At 37.6% G+C, this 18,944-nt stretch carries 16 protein-coding genes, 1 riboswitch and 1 other annotated feature; of the genes, 3 read left to right on the top strand and 13 right to left on the bottom strand.

Annotated elements, in window-relative coordinates; all coding sequences use genetic code 11:
* Positions 1 to 14 precede the first annotated feature (14 nt).
* The 11 genes from JIN86_RS03530 to recD2 all read right to left on the bottom strand — a co-directional run bounded on the left by JIN86_RS03530 (position 15) and on the right by recD2 (position 13,603).
* Positions 15 to 947 carry a peptidase U32 family protein gene (locus JIN86_RS03530; protein ID WP_009373774.1) on the bottom strand — a complete coding sequence of 311 codons (933 nt, stop codon included), beginning with the start codon at positions 945 to 947 and terminating at the stop codon, positions 15 to 17.
* Between the two features lie 5 nt (positions 948 to 952).
* The gene (locus JIN86_RS03535) at positions 953 to 1,585 is read right to left on the bottom strand and encodes an O-methyltransferase (RefSeq protein ID WP_004226849.1); all 633 of its coding nucleotides are present in this window, start codon (positions 1,583 to 1,585) and stop codon (positions 953 to 955) included.
* 285 nt (positions 1,586 to 1,870) lie between these two features.
* Positions 1,871 to 2,998: an endolytic transglycosylase MltG gene (gene mltG / locus JIN86_RS03540; protein WP_202341273.1), complete on the bottom strand. Its 1,128-nt coding sequence runs from the start codon at positions 2,996 to 2,998 to the stop codon at positions 1,871 to 1,873.
* Between the two features lie 149 nt (positions 2,999 to 3,147).
* Positions 3,148 to 3,675 (bottom strand): DUF1292 domain-containing protein, encoded by a 528-nt coding sequence (locus JIN86_RS03545; RefSeq protein WP_004226844.1) that lies wholly within the window; start codon positions 3,673 to 3,675, stop codon positions 3,148 to 3,150.
* A gap of 372 nt (positions 3,676 to 4,047) precedes the next feature.
* Positions 4,048 to 4,356 (bottom strand): DUF1292 domain-containing protein, encoded by a 309-nt coding sequence (locus tag JIN86_RS03550; protein ID WP_004226842.1) that lies wholly within the window; start codon positions 4,354 to 4,356, stop codon positions 4,048 to 4,050.
* An 18-nt stretch (positions 4,357 to 4,374) separates the two neighbouring features.
* Entirely contained in the window at positions 4,375 to 4,791 is a 417-nt protein-coding gene (ruvX, locus tag JIN86_RS03555) for a Holliday junction resolvase RuvX (protein WP_004226840.1), read from the bottom strand.
* 2 nt (positions 4,792 to 4,793) lie between these two features.
* The gene (locus JIN86_RS03560; protein WP_004226839.1) at positions 4,794 to 5,060 is read right to left on the bottom strand and encodes an IreB family regulatory phosphoprotein; all 267 of its coding nucleotides are present in this window, start codon (positions 5,058 to 5,060) and stop codon (positions 4,794 to 4,796) included.
* An 88-nt stretch (positions 5,061 to 5,148) separates the two neighbouring features.
* A complete protein-coding gene (gene alaS / locus JIN86_RS03565) occupies positions 5,149 to 7,809 on the bottom strand; it encodes an alanine--tRNA ligase (RefSeq protein ID WP_004226835.1) in 2,661 nt (886 codons plus the stop codon).
* Positions 7,810 to 7,896: 87 nt separating this feature from the next.
* Positions 7,897 to 8,112, bottom strand: a binding site (T-box leader).
* A gap of 68 nt (positions 8,113 to 8,180) precedes the next feature.
* Positions 8,181 to 9,146, bottom strand: coding sequence for a magnesium/cobalt transporter CorA (gene corA, locus JIN86_RS03570; RefSeq protein ID WP_004226828.1), 966 nt, complete (start codon positions 9,144 to 9,146; stop codon positions 8,181 to 8,183).
* 244 nt (positions 9,147 to 9,390) lie between these two features.
* Positions 9,391 to 9,556: riboswitch (M-box (ykoK) riboswitch) on the bottom strand.
* 57 nt (positions 9,557 to 9,613) lie between these two features.
* Positions 9,614 to 11,047 carry a 4-hydroxyphenylacetate 3-monooxygenase, oxygenase component gene (hpaB, locus tag JIN86_RS03575; RefSeq protein WP_004226827.1) on the bottom strand — a complete coding sequence of 478 codons (1,434 nt, stop codon included), beginning with the start codon at positions 11,045 to 11,047 and terminating at the stop codon, positions 9,614 to 9,616.
* A gap of 123 nt (positions 11,048 to 11,170) precedes the next feature.
* A complete protein-coding gene (recD2, locus tag JIN86_RS03580) occupies positions 11,171 to 13,603 on the bottom strand; it encodes an SF1B family DNA helicase RecD2 (protein WP_202341274.1) in 2,433 nt (810 codons plus the stop codon).
* A gap of 189 nt (positions 13,604 to 13,792) precedes the next feature.
* Here recD2 and hisA point away from each other — a divergent pair, with 189 nt between their 5' ends.
* The 3 genes from hisA to JIN86_RS03595 all read left to right on the top strand — a co-directional run bounded on the left by hisA (position 13,793) and on the right by JIN86_RS03595 (position 16,551).
* Positions 13,793 to 14,560, top strand: a complete 768-nt coding sequence (hisA, locus tag JIN86_RS03585; RefSeq protein ID WP_202341275.1) for a phosphoribosylformimino-5-aminoimidazole carboxamide ribotide isomerase — start codon at positions 13,793 to 13,795, stop codon at positions 14,558 to 14,560.
* On the top strand, positions 14,557 to 14,844 hold the full coding sequence (locus JIN86_RS03590; protein ID WP_202341276.1) for a hypothetical protein: 288 nt from the start codon (positions 14,557 to 14,559) through the stop codon (positions 14,842 to 14,844). Before hisA ends, JIN86_RS03590 begins: the two co-directional genes overlap by 4 nt.
* Before the next feature lie 957 nt (positions 14,845 to 15,801).
* Positions 15,802 to 16,551, top strand: a complete 750-nt coding sequence (locus JIN86_RS03595; protein WP_202341277.1) for a GTP pyrophosphokinase — start codon at positions 15,802 to 15,804, stop codon at positions 16,549 to 16,551.
* Between the two features lie 88 nt (positions 16,552 to 16,639).
* On the opposite strand, the gene JIN86_RS03600 is transcribed toward JIN86_RS03595, so the two are convergent.
* Positions 16,640 to 18,085 carry an MDR family MFS transporter gene (locus JIN86_RS03600; protein ID WP_202341278.1) on the bottom strand — a complete coding sequence of 482 codons (1,446 nt, stop codon included), beginning with the start codon at positions 18,083 to 18,085 and terminating at the stop codon, positions 16,640 to 16,642.
* 173 nt (positions 18,086 to 18,258) lie between these two features.
* A complete protein-coding gene (locus JIN86_RS03605; RefSeq protein WP_004226819.1) occupies positions 18,259 to 18,918 on the bottom strand; it encodes a tetratricopeptide repeat protein in 660 nt (219 codons plus the stop codon).
* Positions 18,919 to 18,944 lie beyond the last annotated feature (26 nt).

Below are 18,944 nucleotides of genomic sequence, written 5' to 3' on the forward strand. Positions count from 1 at the left end.
GTTATTGTCCCCTCCTAGTAAACTGTTTCCTTGAAGATAAAGCCTGTATCTAATGGTCTAATAGCTGGTTGAATATCTTCAATTTTTGCTAATAAATCGTCTTTTATTTCTTCATATGCGTCTTCTGATTCGTCAAAATACGTATCGATCGCTTTTCGATAAGCTTCTGTTACCGCGACTACATAGTCTGGTGTTTGAAGTACACCTTCAATTTTCAGCGCATCGATGCCACCCTCAAATAATTCGCCTAGTTCATCAATCATACACATATCATTTGGACTGAAAATATGTGTACCATTCACATCTTCATATATTGGATATTTATTATTTCGTTCATCATCATGTAGGAACATATTACGATTTTCTTGGCGGTTTTCAATAGCCATTACTTTATCTTGATATAAGAAATAATGGCCGAGTAATGGGCGTTTTGATTGGAACATACATGTCATGCCATGTACTTGTACTTCAATTTCCATCTCAGTATTTTCTTTAATCTCTAATACTTCATCAAGAGAAAGCTCACGCGCTAATACGGCACGCGTTGCACCACGTTTCCCCCAGTAATTAGCTGTAAACCAGTTTGTAGCTGTCGTTTCTGGATTCCAATGTAACGGAATCGTAACACCTTGCTCTCTGCGAATAATGAGTACTGCTGGATCACCGTAAATTAAACGGTCCACACCGATACGTTGCATTTCTTTTAAATAATCTGCAAGTGCCTCTAGTTTCTCATTATGGAAAAGTGCATTGACTGCAACATATACCTTTTTACCCGCTTCATGAATAAGCTTTGTCGCTTCTTCTACTTCTTCAACTGAGAACTCTCCTGCTAGACGTAGACCAAATTGTTGTTCACCAATAACAAAAGCATCTGCTCCAGCGGCTAAAAGTGCTTTTATATGTTCTAATGATTGTGGTGTCACAAGCAATTCTGGTTTTTTCATAGTAGTCACCTCTTCAAACATAGTAATAAACCATCACCGACTGGTAAAAAAGCACTTGTATAATCTGGGTGCTGCATAATCCAATCCGTAAAGTTTTTTAAATTGCGAATCATTGTTCGCTTACGACGTGGAACATCCTTCAACTCTAAATCAGACAAACCATGCATGTACATATTATCGATATACAATACCCCACCTGATTTTACTAAAGGTGCATACTTTTCAAAAAATCGTTGGTATTGTCCCTTCGCAGCATCAATAAAGACCGCATCGAATGTTGTGTTAATGGCCTCGTCATCCACTTCTAAAGCGTCACCCTCAATGACCGTAATTCGATCTGATACAGTCGAACGTTTAATATAGGCTTTTGCCCTTGCTACACGATCTTGATCACGTTCAATTGTAACAATTTGGACATGAGGCAATGCCTCTGCCATACGAATAGCAGAGTAACCAATTGCTGTACCTATCTCTAAAATTTTTGACGGATTTTGAATACGCAACAGTTGATTTAATGCATCAATACCTGCTAGCTGCATGATCGGTACGTGATGCTCCTCCGCATATGCTTCCATTTCTAAAAGCAATTCATTACGTGGCTGTATAAATGATTGTATATATGCATCTGATAATTCCATCGTTTCCACCCTCATTTAAAAGGCAACGAGCGTTTGCCGTTGTCTGTACTTCATCATTTATCAACAAAAAGAAAAAGACCAAACGTGATGTCTTGGTACTTTGCCATACAAAAATGAGCAATTGCTTCGATATGCTTAAACAATTGCCACCACGCATATTTGTCCCGCATAAATGAACGGATTGATCAAAAATCACACTTTATAATAGCATGAAAATAGAAGGAAAGCTATTTTTCTTTCCTTCTATCCATCTGTTTGCTATACGATTTTGTTCTTCCTATACGTTTACTCTTCTTTTCGTAAATATTTTTCTACCTTCTGCAAATGCTCATCATAGGTTTTTGAGAAGTGGTTGACACCCTCTTTATCTGCTAGGAAGTAGAAATAATCTGTTTGACTTGGATTTAATGATGCCTCAATCGAAGTTTTACCTACACCCGCTATTGGACCAGGTGGTAGACCTTTATTTTTGTATGTGTTATAGGCATTATCCACTTCTAAATCCTCATATAAAACACGATCCTTGTGATCACCCAGTGCATAGAGCACGGTTGGGTCTGTTTGTAGTGGCATCCCTTCATTGATTCGATTATAGAAGACACTTGCAATAGTCTCTCGATCCGTTTGAGCAGTCGCTTCTTCTTCCAATAATGAAGCAAATGTTAACAGCTGATGTACGGACATTTGTTTTTCAGCTAATACATCACTATAGTTCTTCACCACATTGTTCATCGCTGCTATCATCTCTTCTACAATCGCTTGTAAGGATGGTTTTTCCTCATAATAAGAATACGTAGCTGGATATAAATAGCCCTCTAAGTCATAGCGAATATTGTCAGCTAAAACCGCCTCTGTAACTAGCTCGGGATAATTAGCCATCATTTGTTGAACAAATGTGTCACTCGTCACAAGATCCATAAATTCTTTTTGTGTGTACGGTGTTTTCTTTTCAATCACTTTCCCAATTTGTTCAAGTGTTAAGCCTTCTGGGACCGTCATCGTAAAGAGAGGCTTACGATATACCTTCCCTGTTTTCAAGCTTTCAATAAGTTCATCAAAAGTCATTGCCTGTGTTAAATCATAATTTCCCGCTTGAAATTGTGATTCATTTTTAAATTTTGCATAGTACTTAAAAACACGTGCATCTTTTATGACACCTTTTTTCTCTAGTAGTGTTGAAATGGAGGACAAACTAGAGCCAATTGGTACTTCTACCGCAATCGTTTTCGTTGCATTAGGGTCTAGTGGTTTTAAAGCACCTTTTACATAATTGTACCCAAATAAACCAACAACGCCAATTATTAGTACGAAAACAATGGCAATAATTGCGACGATTTTTCTCACGATTTTTACCTCAGATTTTCTTTCTTGCATTTTTGAAAACATTTCTTGTTTTTTAGAACCGTTATCCACGGGTTTCCCCCCTATCACTATTCAATATCATACTAGAAATCAACTTTCACGACAAACAGAAATCGACAATTCAGGAGAAATTACATATGTAAAAAATCTGCCAACAACTTTCGTTAGCAGATTTTTGAGCATTCTAGAAATAGTTTATCCTATAAAGTGTTTAATACTTCTTCTACAAATTCCCATTCTTCATCTGACTCAATCGGGTATAATTCTTCAATCTGGCCTTCATTTCCAGCTATATATTGGGCAGCAAAAATATCACGCTCATCAATCGGTTCATCTGTTGCTGGCACATATAATACATACGATTTACCGAATTGCTCAGATGAAAACGTATGAATGACTTCGCACACTTGATCTTTTCCTTCTTCGTCTGTCACAGTAATTAGCTGTGGTTCTTCTTCAAATTCATCTAGTAATGTTAACACCACTTCATTAATCATTTCCCATTCTGCATCTGTTTCAACAGGCTGTAAATTTGTCATCTCACCTGTATTGTCATCATAATCAAAAGTCATCGCCGAAAGGTCTCCTGGAATTTCTTGACCGGTTTCATCTAGAAGGGAAAATAACACATAGGACTTGTCCTCCGCATCAAAGGTAATGACCACACGACACTGCTGTTCCTTACCATCTTTCCCGATGATCATAAATTCTTGCGTTTCTTCATTCATCCTGTTTCCTCCTTTATGACAATTTGATGTCATTTATTAAATCGCTTTTGAGGCTAGACACTTTAGAATAGCTTCTCCTATTTTTGAGCAAGTTTTCCCTGTTTAGGAGCTTTTCTTCTCTACATTTGGGCAGGCTCTCGAAATTTTCGAGCGTGGCTTTGAGCGGAGCCTCCATTCTTGGAGCGGTGCCACTCTAATTCTAAGCGAATCCTCTAACTTTATGAACGTTTCCCAACAATTGTGGATCAATTTCACACATCTACAATGCATTCATTCCTCCATTTAACAATCCTTCTACAGTAGAAAAGCTTCAATAAAAAAGGAACAAGGACTGCAAGCTGCGATCCTTGTTCCAAGCTTTGAGTTAGAAGATTAGTCTTCGTTTTCATCCTCTAAAGCGTTTAAAACGTCCTCTACCATATCCCACTCTGCTTCAGTTTCGATTGGTGTTAATTCACCATCTTCACCATTTTCAGATGGTACAAATGAAGATACAAAGATTTCAACTGAGCCATCTTCATCTTCCTCTGCGCCTACCATTGAGTAAAACACATATGATTTGCCAAACTCTGGAGATTCATGAACGTGAATCACTTCACAAAGCTGCTCGTTTCCGTTTTCGTCAATCACTGTAATGTGTTGAACATGTAGTTCTTCTTCATGGTTATGCTCGTGTGCCATGCATAGTCACCTCATCAATTAATTTTTGCTATCTAAGTAGCCTTGTAAAATCATCACAGCTGCCATTTTATCAATGACCTGCTTGCGCTTTTTGCGACTCACGTCCGCTTCGATCAGCATACGTTCAGCAGCCATCGTCGTTAAACGTTCATCCCATAATTTGACCGGTAGTGAGAAATGCTCTTCTAAAAGCTTTTTATAGTTCTCAGAAGCCTCTCCACGCGGTCCAACCGTATTATTCATGTTTTTTGGAAAACCTACAACAAATTCTGTTATAGTATATTCCTTTACTAGCTCAGCGATACGGTCAATACCGAACTCACCATTAGCCTCATCAATTTTTACGGTTTCAATACCTTGGGCGGTCCAACCAAGTGCATCACTTACAGCAACACCCACAGTTTTTGACCCAACGTCTAATCCCATAATTCTCATTTCTAGTCCTCGTTATTCTTTTTGATATAAAATTTAACAAGCTCCTCTAGAATTTCGTCACGCTCAAGCTTGCGAATTAAATTACGAGCATCCTGATGGCGAGGAATATACGCCGGATCACCAGAAAGTAAGTAACCAACAATCTGATTGATAGGGTTATATCCCTTTTCCTCTAATGAAGAATGAACTTTCAACATTACCTGCTTGACTTCCTGTTCCATTGATTCTTCTGGAAAATTAAATTTCATCGTTTGATCAAATGAACTCATGACCAGCACCTCGCTTTCAGAAATAAGGAGATGTGCAAACAAGCTCATCTCCAATTTCTCTTTATTATAACATGTTTTGGTGAATTAATTAAATGGATTTAACATAATCATACACAGAAAGTAGTGCTTCATCAAGTTTTGATGCATCTTTTGCACCTGCCATCGCCATATCTGGACGACCGCCACCTTTACCACCACATGCTTCCGCAACCATTTTCACAATATTCCCTGCATGGTAATTGCCACCAACTAATTCTTTTGAAACACCAGCACATAGCATAACCTTATCGCCATCCACTGCTCCAAGAACGATAACAGCCTTTGGCATTTTCGCTTTCAAATCATCCATCATCTGACGCAGTTGGTTATTGTCTTTTGCTTCTACCTTTGTAGAAAGAACTGTGACATCTCCAATTGTTTGTGCTGCATCAACAATTGCCCCAGCCTGAGCATTGGCAATTTTTTGAGATAATGCTTCGTTTTCACGTTGTAATTCTTTGTAGTCTGCTTGTAAAGCCTGTACTTTTGTGACAATATCTTTAGCATTTGCTTTTAATAATGCTGCTGCATCATTTAATAATGCTTCTTCTTCTTTTACTGCTTCATAAGCAACTTTTCCTGTAACAGCTTCTATACGACGAGTACCTGCACCGATACCACCTTCTGAAACAATTTTAAAGAAGCCAATTTCAGAAGAGCGTTTAACATGGATACCACCACATAGCTCAATCGAATAATCTCCGATGGATACTACACGTACAACATCTCCATATTTTTCACCGAATAATGCCATAGCACCCATTGCTTTTGCTTCATCAATGCCTTTTTCTTCAATAACGACCTCTATATCATCCCACACTTTTTCATTTACAATACGTTCAATTTGTTGTAATTCTTCTTTTGTAACTTGACCAAAGTGAGAGAAATCAAAACGTAAACGGTCAGGTCCTACATATGATCCAGCTTGGTTTACATGATCACCTAGCACATCTTTTAATGCACGTTGCATAATATGTGTTGCCGTATGGTTTTTAATGATTAAATTGCGGTCATCACGATTGACCACTGCTTGCACTGCATCTTCCACATGCATTTCCCCAGATTCAACTACTACTGTATGAAGCGGTTGACCATTCGGTGCTTTTTGAACATCTTTTACGACAGCCGTAAAGCTATCATTTGAAATAGTACCACTATCGGCAATTTGGCCTCCCATTTCAGCGTAGAATGGTGTCTTTGCTAAAATAACCAAAGCTTCCTGACCTTCCGAAGCGACTTTCGCAACTTGACCATTGACGATCATTGCAGCGATTTCAGTATTAACAGTTAACGTATCATAGCCAACAAATTCACTTGCAACCGTTAAGTTTGCTAATACCTCATTCTGTACTTGCATCGAATCAACATCTTGTCGTGCAGCACGCGCGCGTTCACGTTGCTCTTCCATCGCTTCCTCAAAACCTTCATGATCTACTTTCATGCCTACTTCCTCTGCATATTCTTCCGTTAGCTCGATTGGGAAACCATAAGTATCATATAAGCGGAAAGCATCTGCTCCTGGGATGTAATCATGACCGGCTGCTTTTTGAGATTCCACTACTTCATTAAAGATAGCTAAACCACCATCTAATGTTTCATGGAAACGAATCTCTTCATTTTTAATGACACGTTGAATAAATTCGCATTTCTCTGTCACTTCTGGATAGAAGTCTTCCATAATTTTACCCACAGTTGGTACAAGTTCAAACATAAATGGTTTTTCAATGCCAATTTGTTTAGCATAGCGAACCGCACGACGTAGTAAACGACGTAATACATAGCCACGGCCTTCGTTTGACGGCAGGGCACCATCACCTATAGCAAATGCTACTGTACGGATATGGTCTGCAATCACTTTAAATGGTGTATTAATATCTTCTTCTGAGCCAAAGATTTCATTTAAGTCTACTTCGCCAGGTCGTTTATATTTACGGTTGGCAAATTCCTCGATTTTTTCAATGATTGGCATAAATAAATCAGTATCAAAGTTTGTTGGTACATTTTGCACGACGGACACAATACGTTCTAAGCCCATACCTGTATCAATATTTTGCTTTGGTAGTGGCGTGTAAGTGCCATCAGGATTATGGTTAAATTGAGAGAACACAAGGTTCCAAATTTCAAGGTAACGCTCATTTTCTCCTCCTGGATACATTTCAGGATCATTTTCATCTGAGCCGTATTCTACGCCGCGATCATAAAAAATCTCTGAGTTCGGACCAGATGGACCTTCTCCGATATCCCAGAAGTTCCCTTCTAAACGAATTAAACGTTCTTCTGGAATACCGATTTCCTGATGCCAAACATCATAAGCTTCCTGGTCTTCAGGGTGAATCGTGATAGATAATAATGCTGGATCAAAGCCCATCCATTTTTTATCTGTTAAAAACTCCCAAGCGTAATGAATTGCTTCTTTTTTAAAGTAGTCACCAATAGAGAAGTTTCCTAACATTTCAAAGAATGTATGGTGTCGAGCTGTTTTCCCAACGTTTTCAATATCGTTGGTACGAATCGATTTTTGTGCATTTGTAATACGTGGATTATCAGGGATAATACGGCCATCAAAATATGGTTTCAAAGTTGCAACACCTGAGTTGATCCAAAGAAGTGATGGATCATTTATTGGCACAAGTGGTGCTGAGGGCTCATGATGATGCCCCTTTTCTTTAAAAAATTCCAAATACATACGGCGAATATCTACTGCTTTCATTGGATAAATTCCTCCTATTTTATATTGTAAAATCACGATACGAGTCCTGCGATCTACCGAAGAAAATAAAAAAAGCCCTCATCCCCAAAAAGGGACGAGGACTTGTCATTAGTCTCGCGGTACCACCCTAGTTGTAAGTAAAAATCTTACTTACCTCTTTAGCACTTGTAACGTCAGTGAACGGCAGGGATTAGCTGCACTCTGGAGTAGCTTTCGGCATTTGCTGTTGTGAGGATTTTTTCAGCCTAGAAATCCCTTTCTTGTGCACACACAAATACGTACTTTTTCCATCATCGTTTTTACTTTTTCTATCGAAAATTATAAAAAAAATCTATTGCGCTGTCAATTAGTACTAGTATGACTAACACTAACTAAGCAATCATTTTTTTGAAATATATCCACATACCCCATGTAAAAATAACTAAGAAGGCGCTAATTGCAATCGTTGTATAAGGGGTATCTTGATAAGGTAAAGGTACATTCATTCCAAAAAAACTAGTAATTACTGATAGTGGTAACATAATTGTCGAAATGACCGTTAATAAATTCAGCTTTTCAATGGATTTCCCACTGATAATTGAAAAATACGTATCAAGCGTGCTGTTCACTAAATCGCGATATGTCTCTGTGGAGTCGACAATACGTTCTAGATGGTCATTCAAATCTTTATAGAATGGAATATTTTCTTCTTGAATGTCAAATTTCCACTGACCATTGATTGTAGAAAAAATTCTTCTTTGTGGCATAATGGCCTGACGAATTAAAATAATTGTCCGCTTCAATGCAAGAAATTCCTCTGTCACCACTTTTGGTTGATAATCATAAATTTCTTCTTCTAGTTCATCTATACGTGCGCGAATTCGTTCTAATACTGGGAAGTATTCGTCTGTAATACCGTCAATAATAGTATGCAATAAAAAATCAGTACCCTTTTCTAAATATCTTGGGCTATTGACACAAACATTCTCCATTTTCCCTAGCCATTGCAACTTTTGTTTATGCACAGTCACAATATAGTTTGGTCCCATAAAAATATTTAACTCAACTGTTGTAATTTCATTGTTACTTTTCTCATTATAGATTGGTGCATGGAGCACAAAAAATTTATAATCACCATAACTATCCATTTTTGGACGTGAGCCTTCATGTAAGCAATCTTCAACTGCTAGTGGATGAAAGCCAAATACATCTGCTATATTATTCAATTCATTATAACTATAGGCATATAAATCTACCCATAATAAATCTTCGTTATGAATAGGGAGTTGTAAATCAATCATATTGAAATCATGTTGGACTGTCTTGCTGCTGCTATTATAATAGTGGATTTTAATCATTGCATTTCACCTCATGTTTGTTATTGAGGGAAACAAAAGGTCATCCTTATCACCTTTTGTCTGCATCGGTGATCAGAAATCGATGACTTTTTATATGTTTCCGTTTGCCTAAATGATACTTATTCGGTTCAGGACTACTATCCATTTCTCATCACCTTCCTTCCATAACAAAAACACGCCTTCTACGAATGAAGGCGTGTTGAATACACATATCAAAAAATAGCAATAAAATACATTGCATGCTTGTTACCTTCAAACGTTGAGTTTTAGCACTATGCGGCATAGGAATATGTCCAGCTACGTTAAAAAACACCTTATTTCGATGATTTCTGTTGACCCATTGGCGTCTCTCGACATTTTTGGGTAGTAGCGTATCTCCAGCATAGGAGCCTCACCTAACGAAGGGAGTCTTATTTTTTTATTCCTGTAAATGATAACGGATAGTTTCACAACTGTCAAACTTTCTATCAATCATTTTTCAGAAAGTCTTCTACTCTTTGCACTAAATGCTCTCGTTGATAAGATTGATAGAGCAAGCTAGATAAACGTACAGGATCACCAAAGAAAAAGCGTTCGTACAATGTCTGTCTTGTGCCAAAACTACTCATCGTTAAATCCCAAGCTAAACGGAATTTCTTTACTCGCTCTTCTCCTTTGTCTTTGAATGATTGCAAATAATGTTCAAGATCACCATCATCTACTGAAAATGCATGTTCAGTCGGTATAGACATCAAGCCACTTGCTCCTAGTTGCTGGATAATTTCCGTAAAAGTTGGATATACTTTCGGGAAAATTTGAATAGCTACTTGGAGGGTTGCAAGGTCAGGTCGAATAAAGCCAAAATTATCTCTTTGTGCATCCACTTCTGATTTGATTAACAGTGCTTTCATCGTTTCTAATGGCACAATCACATCCACCACTTTTTGTTGTACATGTTGATAGTCTCCGATGTTAATAGTGTCCACTATCGATTGCACAACCCCAAGTACAAATTCGGTCTTGGCAATTTGGCGAGATAACACTTGATGTAATGTGTAAGCTTGGAAGCCACTGACATTCATAAATTGATTGGCCACTTCTATATTTTCATAGTAAAAAACACGTTCCCATGGGACAACTACATCATCAAACACAACGATTGCATCCATTTCTTCAAAACGAGCACTTAACGGATAATCAAAGGTAGAATCTCCCCCTACAAACGATTGCCGACATAAAAACTTTAAGCCTTTAGTATTACTTGGAATAGAAAAACCGAAACCTTTTCCTTCATCATAGCCATTTGTCGATAAAACAAGAAGCTCATCTGTTATGCCACCCTGTGTTGCTAGTAATCTTGCCCCTTTAATGACTAAGCCCTCACTTGTCTTCCCAATGATTTTAGCAGCAATGGTTACTTCTTCATCCTCATAGTAATAGCGTTTGCGATTTACCTGTGGTTCGATAAAGGTATGTGTCATCGTAATATCATTCTCGCGAGCATACTCATAGAACTTTAGCAAGTGCTCTGGGAAACAATTTGGCTTCTCTTTTAAAAAGTCTGACGCTGATGCAAGGGCCATTAATGTTGTATTCATATAATCAGGGCTTCTCCCCATAAAGCCTTGTGAAGATAATGCCCACTCTCTTGCCGCATGGCGCCTTTTCACAAGATCTTCTGGCGTCAATACTTGAAGAAAGGACATGCCAACTTTCTGTTTGCTAGTTGGCGATTCATAGGTCATTTTTTCAAGAAGTGCCTCTTGATGTTGTAAATCAAAAAGTTTCGCTTGACTCTGAATAATTCCTTTAAAGGCAGGATGTTCTGACACCTTCCCTGTCACGATTTTCCCATCTATCGAAATATACGTTTTTAAAGCATCAATTCGTTCAATATACTGCTGCCCTGTCATTATCGGCATGCTGTCACCCCTATACATTCCCTATGTTTTTGTACTTATCTAGTATATGAAATGTCCAAATATTAGGTGACGATACATCAATTAGAAAAACCCGATTAGACAGTCTAATCGGGTATATTTATTTTAGTCATCCAAAAAATCATAAGGAGAGACATCATTCATACCAATCATTGGATGAATGTAAGGGGCTGTTTCTACTGTTAGCTTTTGTTCAATGGAAACAGGCTCCTGCATCCCTTCATTTTCAACTGACACTGCCTCGACTTCCACAAGTTCTTCCTCAATTTCCATTGGGTTAAGTCTTGCACGTAAAGAGGTGAAACGCTGTAGGTCATCTGTACGTTGTAAACCATCTGCAAGTACATCTGGTTCACCACATAAAATCAAAAAGTTTTTAGCACGTGTAATACCTGTGTATAAAAGATTACGCCGTAACATTTTGGAATACCCTCTAACCACTGGCATAATGACCGTTTGAAACTCAGAGCCCTGTGATTTATGGATGGAGCAACAATAAGCTAGTGTCAATTGATTGAGATCGCTTCGTTGATAGGTCACTTCAATGCCATCAAAGGATACGATCAATAAATCTTGTTTTTCGACCGTCTCTTTCGCCTTAATAATACTAATGACCTCACCCATATCTCCATTAAAGACATTGCTTTCTGGTTGATTGACAAGCTGAAGAACTTTATCCTTTATCCGATAGGTTACATCCCCAAAGACTAGCTCTTTTCGTGTTCCAGTATCGTTTGGATTAATAAGCTCTTGAATCATTTTATTTAAATTATCTATCCCAGCTGGTCCTTTATACATGGGTGCCAACACTTGGATATTACGGATTTCCTGACCTTTTGCGACAGCACTTTTGACAACCTGTGTTACAACGTTGGCAACTTGATCGGCTGAAGCCTTAATAAACGAACGATCAGAGGTTTTAGCTGTTAACTCTTTTGGAATCGTTCCTTTTTTTATTTGATGGGCAAGTTCAATAATCGTTGAGCCTTCTGCTTGTCGGTAAACATCTGTTAGCTCGACGGTTGGTAGCTGCTTGGATGCTAATAAATCTTTTAACACCTGTCCTGGACCTACTGGTGGAAGCTGATCCTGATCTCCTACAAAGACAACTTGAACATCTTCATGTAAAGCTTTTAATAATTGATGGGCAAGCCATGTATCAACCATGGACATTTCATCCACGATAATCAGCTTACCTGTCACTTCACGCTCTGTTTCTTCCTCTTTTTCTTGCCCTGTAAAACCGAGCAGTCGATGAATGGTCATCGCAGGCAGCTCTGTTGATTCGGCTAATCGTTTAGCAGCACGTCCAGTCGGCGCACAAAGAATAATCGGAAAAGGCTCCTCTTTTCGAGCATACTCTTTTGGATTTAAGGATAGGCCATGAAGCTTTGCATACACTTCTACGACTCCCCGTACAACAGTGGTTTTCCCCGTACCAGGACCACCCGTTAATATCATAACGGCTGAATTTAAAGCCTGCTCAATGGCATTCGCTTGTGTTTCTGCATAGGTAACATTAAGTAGCTCCTCTGTTTCTCCAATGGCTTTTCGAATTTCATCTTTACTAAAATGTTCAGCCTTATTATTCCGTTCGATAAGCGATAAGATTTTCGATGCAATCCCTACCTCTGAAAAATACAGTGACGGTAAATATAACCTTGTCTCTTCCCCACAAATTTTGCCTTCTTCACGGAGTCCGATGCAGGCTTGAGAAATATCTTCGAATGGTATCTCCTGTCGTTGGCTTTGTTCAAGCATTTCCTTAACGAGCGGTAAAACATGTTCTGCATCTAGATAGACATGTCCATCTGATAAAGCTGCTGTATTTAAAATATGTAAAATCGCTGCTTTGACACGATCAGGATGTTTACCAGTTATACCTAATTTTGCACCTAGCTCATCAGCTCGAAAGAAACCCACTCCTTCCACATCTTCAATTAAGCGGTATGGATTTTCTGTCAGTAATTCAATGGCTTCTGTTCGATAGGTTTGATAAATTTTCATGCCAAGCTGTGGACCAAATCCCCACTCATTCAATTGAATCATGATCCGCTCTAAACCTAAGTTTTGCTCAATGGTGCGGTGAATGACTTCTTTTTTTTCAGCAGATAGGCGCGGAACAGCATCGAGGGCATTAGGATCTTCTAAAATAACACGGAGTGCATTCGCACCTAGTTTTTCAACAATCGTTTCAGCTGTTTTTTTCCCGACCCCTACGAAGAGGTCACTAGATAAATAATGAATAATTCCTTGCTCAGTTGCAGGCACTTCTTTCGTAAATGTCTCAATTTGAAATTGAGCACCGTATTTAGGATGTTGTTTTAAAATACCAGTAAATCGATATTGTTCGTCCATTTGTAGTGGGGGAAAATAACCAACAACAATAATTTCTTTATCTTCATATTGCAAATTCGTCTCTTGAATTTTCACACGTACAATCGAATACATATTTTGCGCATTATGAAAGATAGAGACGATCGGACGTCCGAGTATAAAAAATTTATTGAGTTCAAATAAATCTAAATGATCTGTCATGTTCGGTCCGTCCTTTCTTATAGTTTTCAATCTTTTTATTTTACCATAGCCACATGAAAATATCGCAGACAAAAATAGATTCGCTTCGTTATTTTTACATTATTTTGACAAATGACAATTCTCTGCCTTTATCCTCTGTTCCATGCTATGATTAATATGAATTATTTGCACGGAAGGATTGTGAAATTATTGGAATTTAGACCTTGCATCGATTTACACGATGGCAAAGTAAAGCAAATTGTAGGCAGCACTTTGGGATATACAAATCAAGCAGTTGTTGAAAACTTTATTTCTCAACATGACGCTAGCTACTATGCACAAATGTTTGCCCAAGATCGTTTAACAGGTGGACACGTTATTATGCTAGGCTCTGGTAATGAAGAAGCTGCCCTATCCGCTCTGACAGCCTATCCTCAAGGCTTGCAAATAGGTGGTGGCATTACGGCTGACAATGCTCAAAAGTATATTGATGCAGGTGCTTCGCATGTCATTGTCACATCCTATATTTTTCATGATGGTCAGCTCGATTTAGCACGTTTAAAGCGTTTAAATCAATTAATTGGTAAAGAACACCTTGTCATCGATCTCAGTTGTAAGATGCGTGACGGGAAGTGGTTTGTCATGACCGATAAATGGACTACATTTAGTCACTTCGAAGTCAATGCTGCGTCGATTGCCTATATTGAAGATTTTTGTGATGAGCTGTTAATACATGCTGTCGATGTTGAAGGAAAAAAGGGTGGCATGCAGGAAAGCTTGGTACAGGACTTAGCTGCTTGGACATCTATCCCAACTACTTATGCAGGCGGCGTTCGTTCAATCGGAGACTTAGAAAGATTTAACCAATTAGCCAATGGAAAACTTCATGTAACCATTGGGAGCGCGCTCTCTATTTTTGGTGGCGATTTACCTTATACAGAAGTAGTAGAATATTGTAAAAAAGGCGGGATTTTGTGAAGCTTATTTATAAAGATTATGTTTTTCCATTTCAAGAAACTAATTTAGAGAGAATTATAGATGGTAAATATTTTAAAGTGAATAAAAAAGATAATTCTCTTGCAATTCAAGTACAACTTGACAACGAGCAAATGTTACTGGAATTTTCAAAATCGTTAAAGGCAACTTGTGGCTTTTTACGCGATCAAGAAACAGAGCCTTATATCGGAACCTATATTGATTTACAAGTTTTCGTTGATGAGTTTAATAAGCGTTATAACTTAAATGCTGAAATTATTAGTTAAAACATGGGGACAGATGGTTCCCTTTGTTTTAACCTCAAATCCTCTTCTGCATTCTTCCTTGCCCCTATTTCTGAAACCTTTTCATTGTCATGTGAGTTATATATTGTATAGCATAACCATAGGGGGTTTACATGACAAAACTACATACTCAATATGTCCTTCCTTATTTTTTATGCTCCCTGCTCTTCTAATAGGGATGATCACCATGATCTCCTATGGCGTAGGCTTTCATATTTGGATACAGAACTTGTTCATCTGGGTTGTTGGCATTAGTTTTTGCTATGGAATGTCAACAAAAACTACCCTAAAATTTTTAGATATTAGCCCTCTTTCTATTACAACTGTTTTAATCGTTTTACTCGTTATGCCCTTTTAGTTTAATGGTATAGAGGGTGTCCATCAATGGATAACTTTTGGCCCGTTTAATTTTTATATAGCTAGTATTAGTTTGCCTATATTAATTGTTTATTTATGGAAGCTTTCAATAAATAAACATTTATCATTTACGATAGGATTCAAGTTCCTCATAAAAGGTATATTATTAATGCAACCAGATGCAGGGCAAATCACTACGTTTGCTTGTGCATCCACCATCATTTTATGGAGAGTTGTAGAAAATTCGATTTGGAAGTACTTTTCACTGCTCTTATTCGCTTTTTTTGTCATCGCATCATGGATTTTTCTTGATCATTTAGCTCCAGTCCCATATGTGGAGCAAATTATTTTTTAGTGGCTGACATGGGCAGTATTTTGCTTTTTTTAGGTGTTTTAGCACTCCTATTGTTAATTTATCCATTCTTTGTCCCATGGAAAAAAGATACCTTGTCACGTTCGTGGGTCATTTTCCTATGCCTATTATGGGCTATGAATTTCACCAATGATCGGCTATCTCATTGCCATCACAGCTATACAAAAATTAAAAATCGAACAAACCGTAAAAGAAAGGATTTACAAACGATGAAAACTGAACTAGAAGTAAACACTTTAAAATCATTTCAAACTGAATTAACACGCTTCTTTTTAGCTTACAAATTTGCTCTACAGGAAGTGGAAACGAAAATTAATATATTACAAGAAGAATTTAAGTTAATTCATGAATATAATCCAATTGAGCATGTATCTACACGTATAAAATCACCTAAAAGTATTTTAACGAAGATGATGAAAAAAGAGCTTCCTCCATCAATAGAGGCTGTGCGTGAAAATATCCGCGATATAGCTGGTGCTCGCATCACCTGTTCCTTCGTGGAGGATATTTACAAGGTAAGTGCCATGTTACAAGCACAGCATGACATGGAAGTTGTTGAGATGAAGGATTATATAGCCAATCCAAAAGAAAATGGCTACCAAAGCTTACATCTCATTATTAAAATTCCTATCTTTATGTCAGACCATATGGAAAAGGTCTATACAGAGATCCAAATTCGTACAATTGCAATGGATTTCTGGGCAAGCTTAGAACACAAAATTTATTATAAGTATAACAAAGAAGTACCTGAGCATATTCGTCATGAATTAAAGGAAGCCGCACTACAAGCAGCTGAATTAGATCGAAAAATGGAGCGACTGAATAAGGAAATCAATATTTTAAAAGAAAATGAAGCCGAGCCTTCATTGCTAGACAGTACCCCCATCGCACATTTAGCGAAATACTTAACGGAACTACCTGGCAATCAAATAATTGATGACACTCTATTCAAAAAGTAAATTTATTCTATGGTTTAGTCATCAAATGAAAAACCACCTCACACGCTGCTTGACCACAGAGTGTGAGGTGGATTTTACTAGTTATTTGCTATTGCGCCTTCTTTGTGGATTTCGTTACTACAAAAAAGGAGAAAATAAGTGCACCAATAGCAAAAATAAAGGTAGCTATATATACATAACTGACGCCATTCGCAATAGTGTCCTTTAAAAAGCTTACTTCTTCTAAATTAAACCCACCTTTTGCAAATTCACCATTTAATTGAATTTCACCTTTTCCTAATGAAGCCATTTTTTCACTCGTTGCCAGGTTGAAAATCATACCAAATAGCGCTGCACCAATCGCTTGGCTAAATGTATTTGTAAAAGAGTTCAAACCAATTGAAATACCAAGTTGCTTTGGATCTGCCACCTTTTGTATGGAAATCATCAACATCGGCATAATAAAGCCCATCCCTAGCCCTATTAACGATGATGCGAAATAAACGCTGAAATCATTAGAACCTGAAGATAGTCTTGCCAACAATAGTGTACCCGTAACAAGTAAAATCGTACCCATTTGGATAATACATTTATTTGTTAAACGACCGATTAAATAACCTGCCATAATCGAGTTCACCGTCCAAAAAATAGACATTGGTGTTAATAATAAACCAGCCTGCGTTGCATTTTTGCCTAAAACACTTTGGGCAAATATGGGAATATAAACGGTCACACCAATGACAATAGACATGCCACTTAAAGTTAATGCATTAATGACCATTAGTCGTCCATTTTTAAACAGTGATAACGGAATAATTGGCTCCTCTGCTCGCAACTCCACCCAGATAAAAATACTTAGGAATACAAGAGCAACACCATATATTAGAAGAGATTGGCCTGATAACCAAGTTTGTGTTTTACTGTTTTCGATAATAACAAACAGTAACGCAACCATGCCAATTGTAAAAAATACTGCACCTAAGTAGTCAATTTTACGCTTCACTGCCTCTAGTTGTTCTTTATAATGTTTAGCAATTAAGTAAATAGAGGCTAAACCAAACGGTACATTAATGAAGAAAATAAAGTGCCAAGATACTTGGTCAACAATAAAGCCGCCAAATAATGGACCTACTACACCAGAAACGCCCCATACCATACTTAAATAGCTTTGTCCTTTGGCACGTTCTTTTTCAGTTTTAAACAACTCACCAACCATTGTTAATGTGATGGGCAAAATTGAACCTGCACCAATACCTTGAATTGCTCGAAAAACAATTAATTGCTCCATGGATTGAGCTAAACCACATAACATAGAACCTACTAAAAAAATAATGATACCTGTAATAATCATCCGTTTACGGCCAAATAAATCAGCTAATTTACCAAAAATAATCGCCGCTATGGCTGAAGCTAGTAAATAAGCAGAATAAATCCAGCTTATTAAGTCTACACCTAATAAATCAGCCGTAATACTCGGAATAGCAGTACTAACAATAGTTCCCTCAATTGCAGCGAGTGCTGTTACAAGTAATAGTGCTATAAATACTTTATTCATTCTGTCACCTTTTCCTTTCCTGCATGACATACATTACCAAGTTTGAACTAGAATTAAAAGAGAAAGGGATTTAATTTATAAAAAAATAAACGATGTTTTTCTGTTTTACTAGATAAAATCAATAAAAAAGCAGCAGGAATGTTAATCAACATTCACTCGCTGCTTATTATCTATCAGTTAAATCGTTGAGCAATCATATCGTAAATATAACGTGCTTGGTCATATTCAGGTTGTAAGGTAAAGGCTTGTTTCAAATGATACATGGCATCTTCTGTTTGTTCAGTGGACACGGCATATAGTACGCCTAAATTATAATGTGCATCTGCATTATTCCAATCCTGTTCAATCAAGAGATCCAGTTCCTTCTTCCCTTCCTCAAACATTTCTAATGCACATAGTACTATCGCATAGGCTAAACGAATCTGTGTATCTTCTGGAGCAATTTCTACTGCACGTTGTAAATAAGGTAATGCCAATTTAGAGTTATCCATACGTTCAAAGCATTTCCCCATCATATAATAGACATCGGCACCTTCAATATGATGTTTTAGCGCTTGCTCATATAGCTTCACAGCCTCGGCATAGCGTTCAGCATTGTAATATAAATTGGCTAGACCGTAATAGGCTGTAGCTGCTGATTCATCCACAGTGATTGCCTTTTGGAAGAAACGTTCTGCACGCTCAGTATCCTCTAATACGGCTAATAAATTGCCGAAATTTACATACCCAATAGCATTTTCAGGCTCTGCCTCAATTGCTTTTGTAAATAGTTGAGCAGCATCCTCATAACGTTTTTCTTGAAATGCTTGGATGCCCTGTTCATTATAGTTCATTTGTTCTTCACCTCTATGTAGCGAAA

Origin of the sequence: Lysinibacillus sp. HST-98 (assembly GCF_016757845.1) — a bacterium.
Classification (GTDB): Bacteria; Bacillota; Bacilli; order Bacillales_A; family Planococcaceae; genus Lysinibacillus; species Lysinibacillus capsici.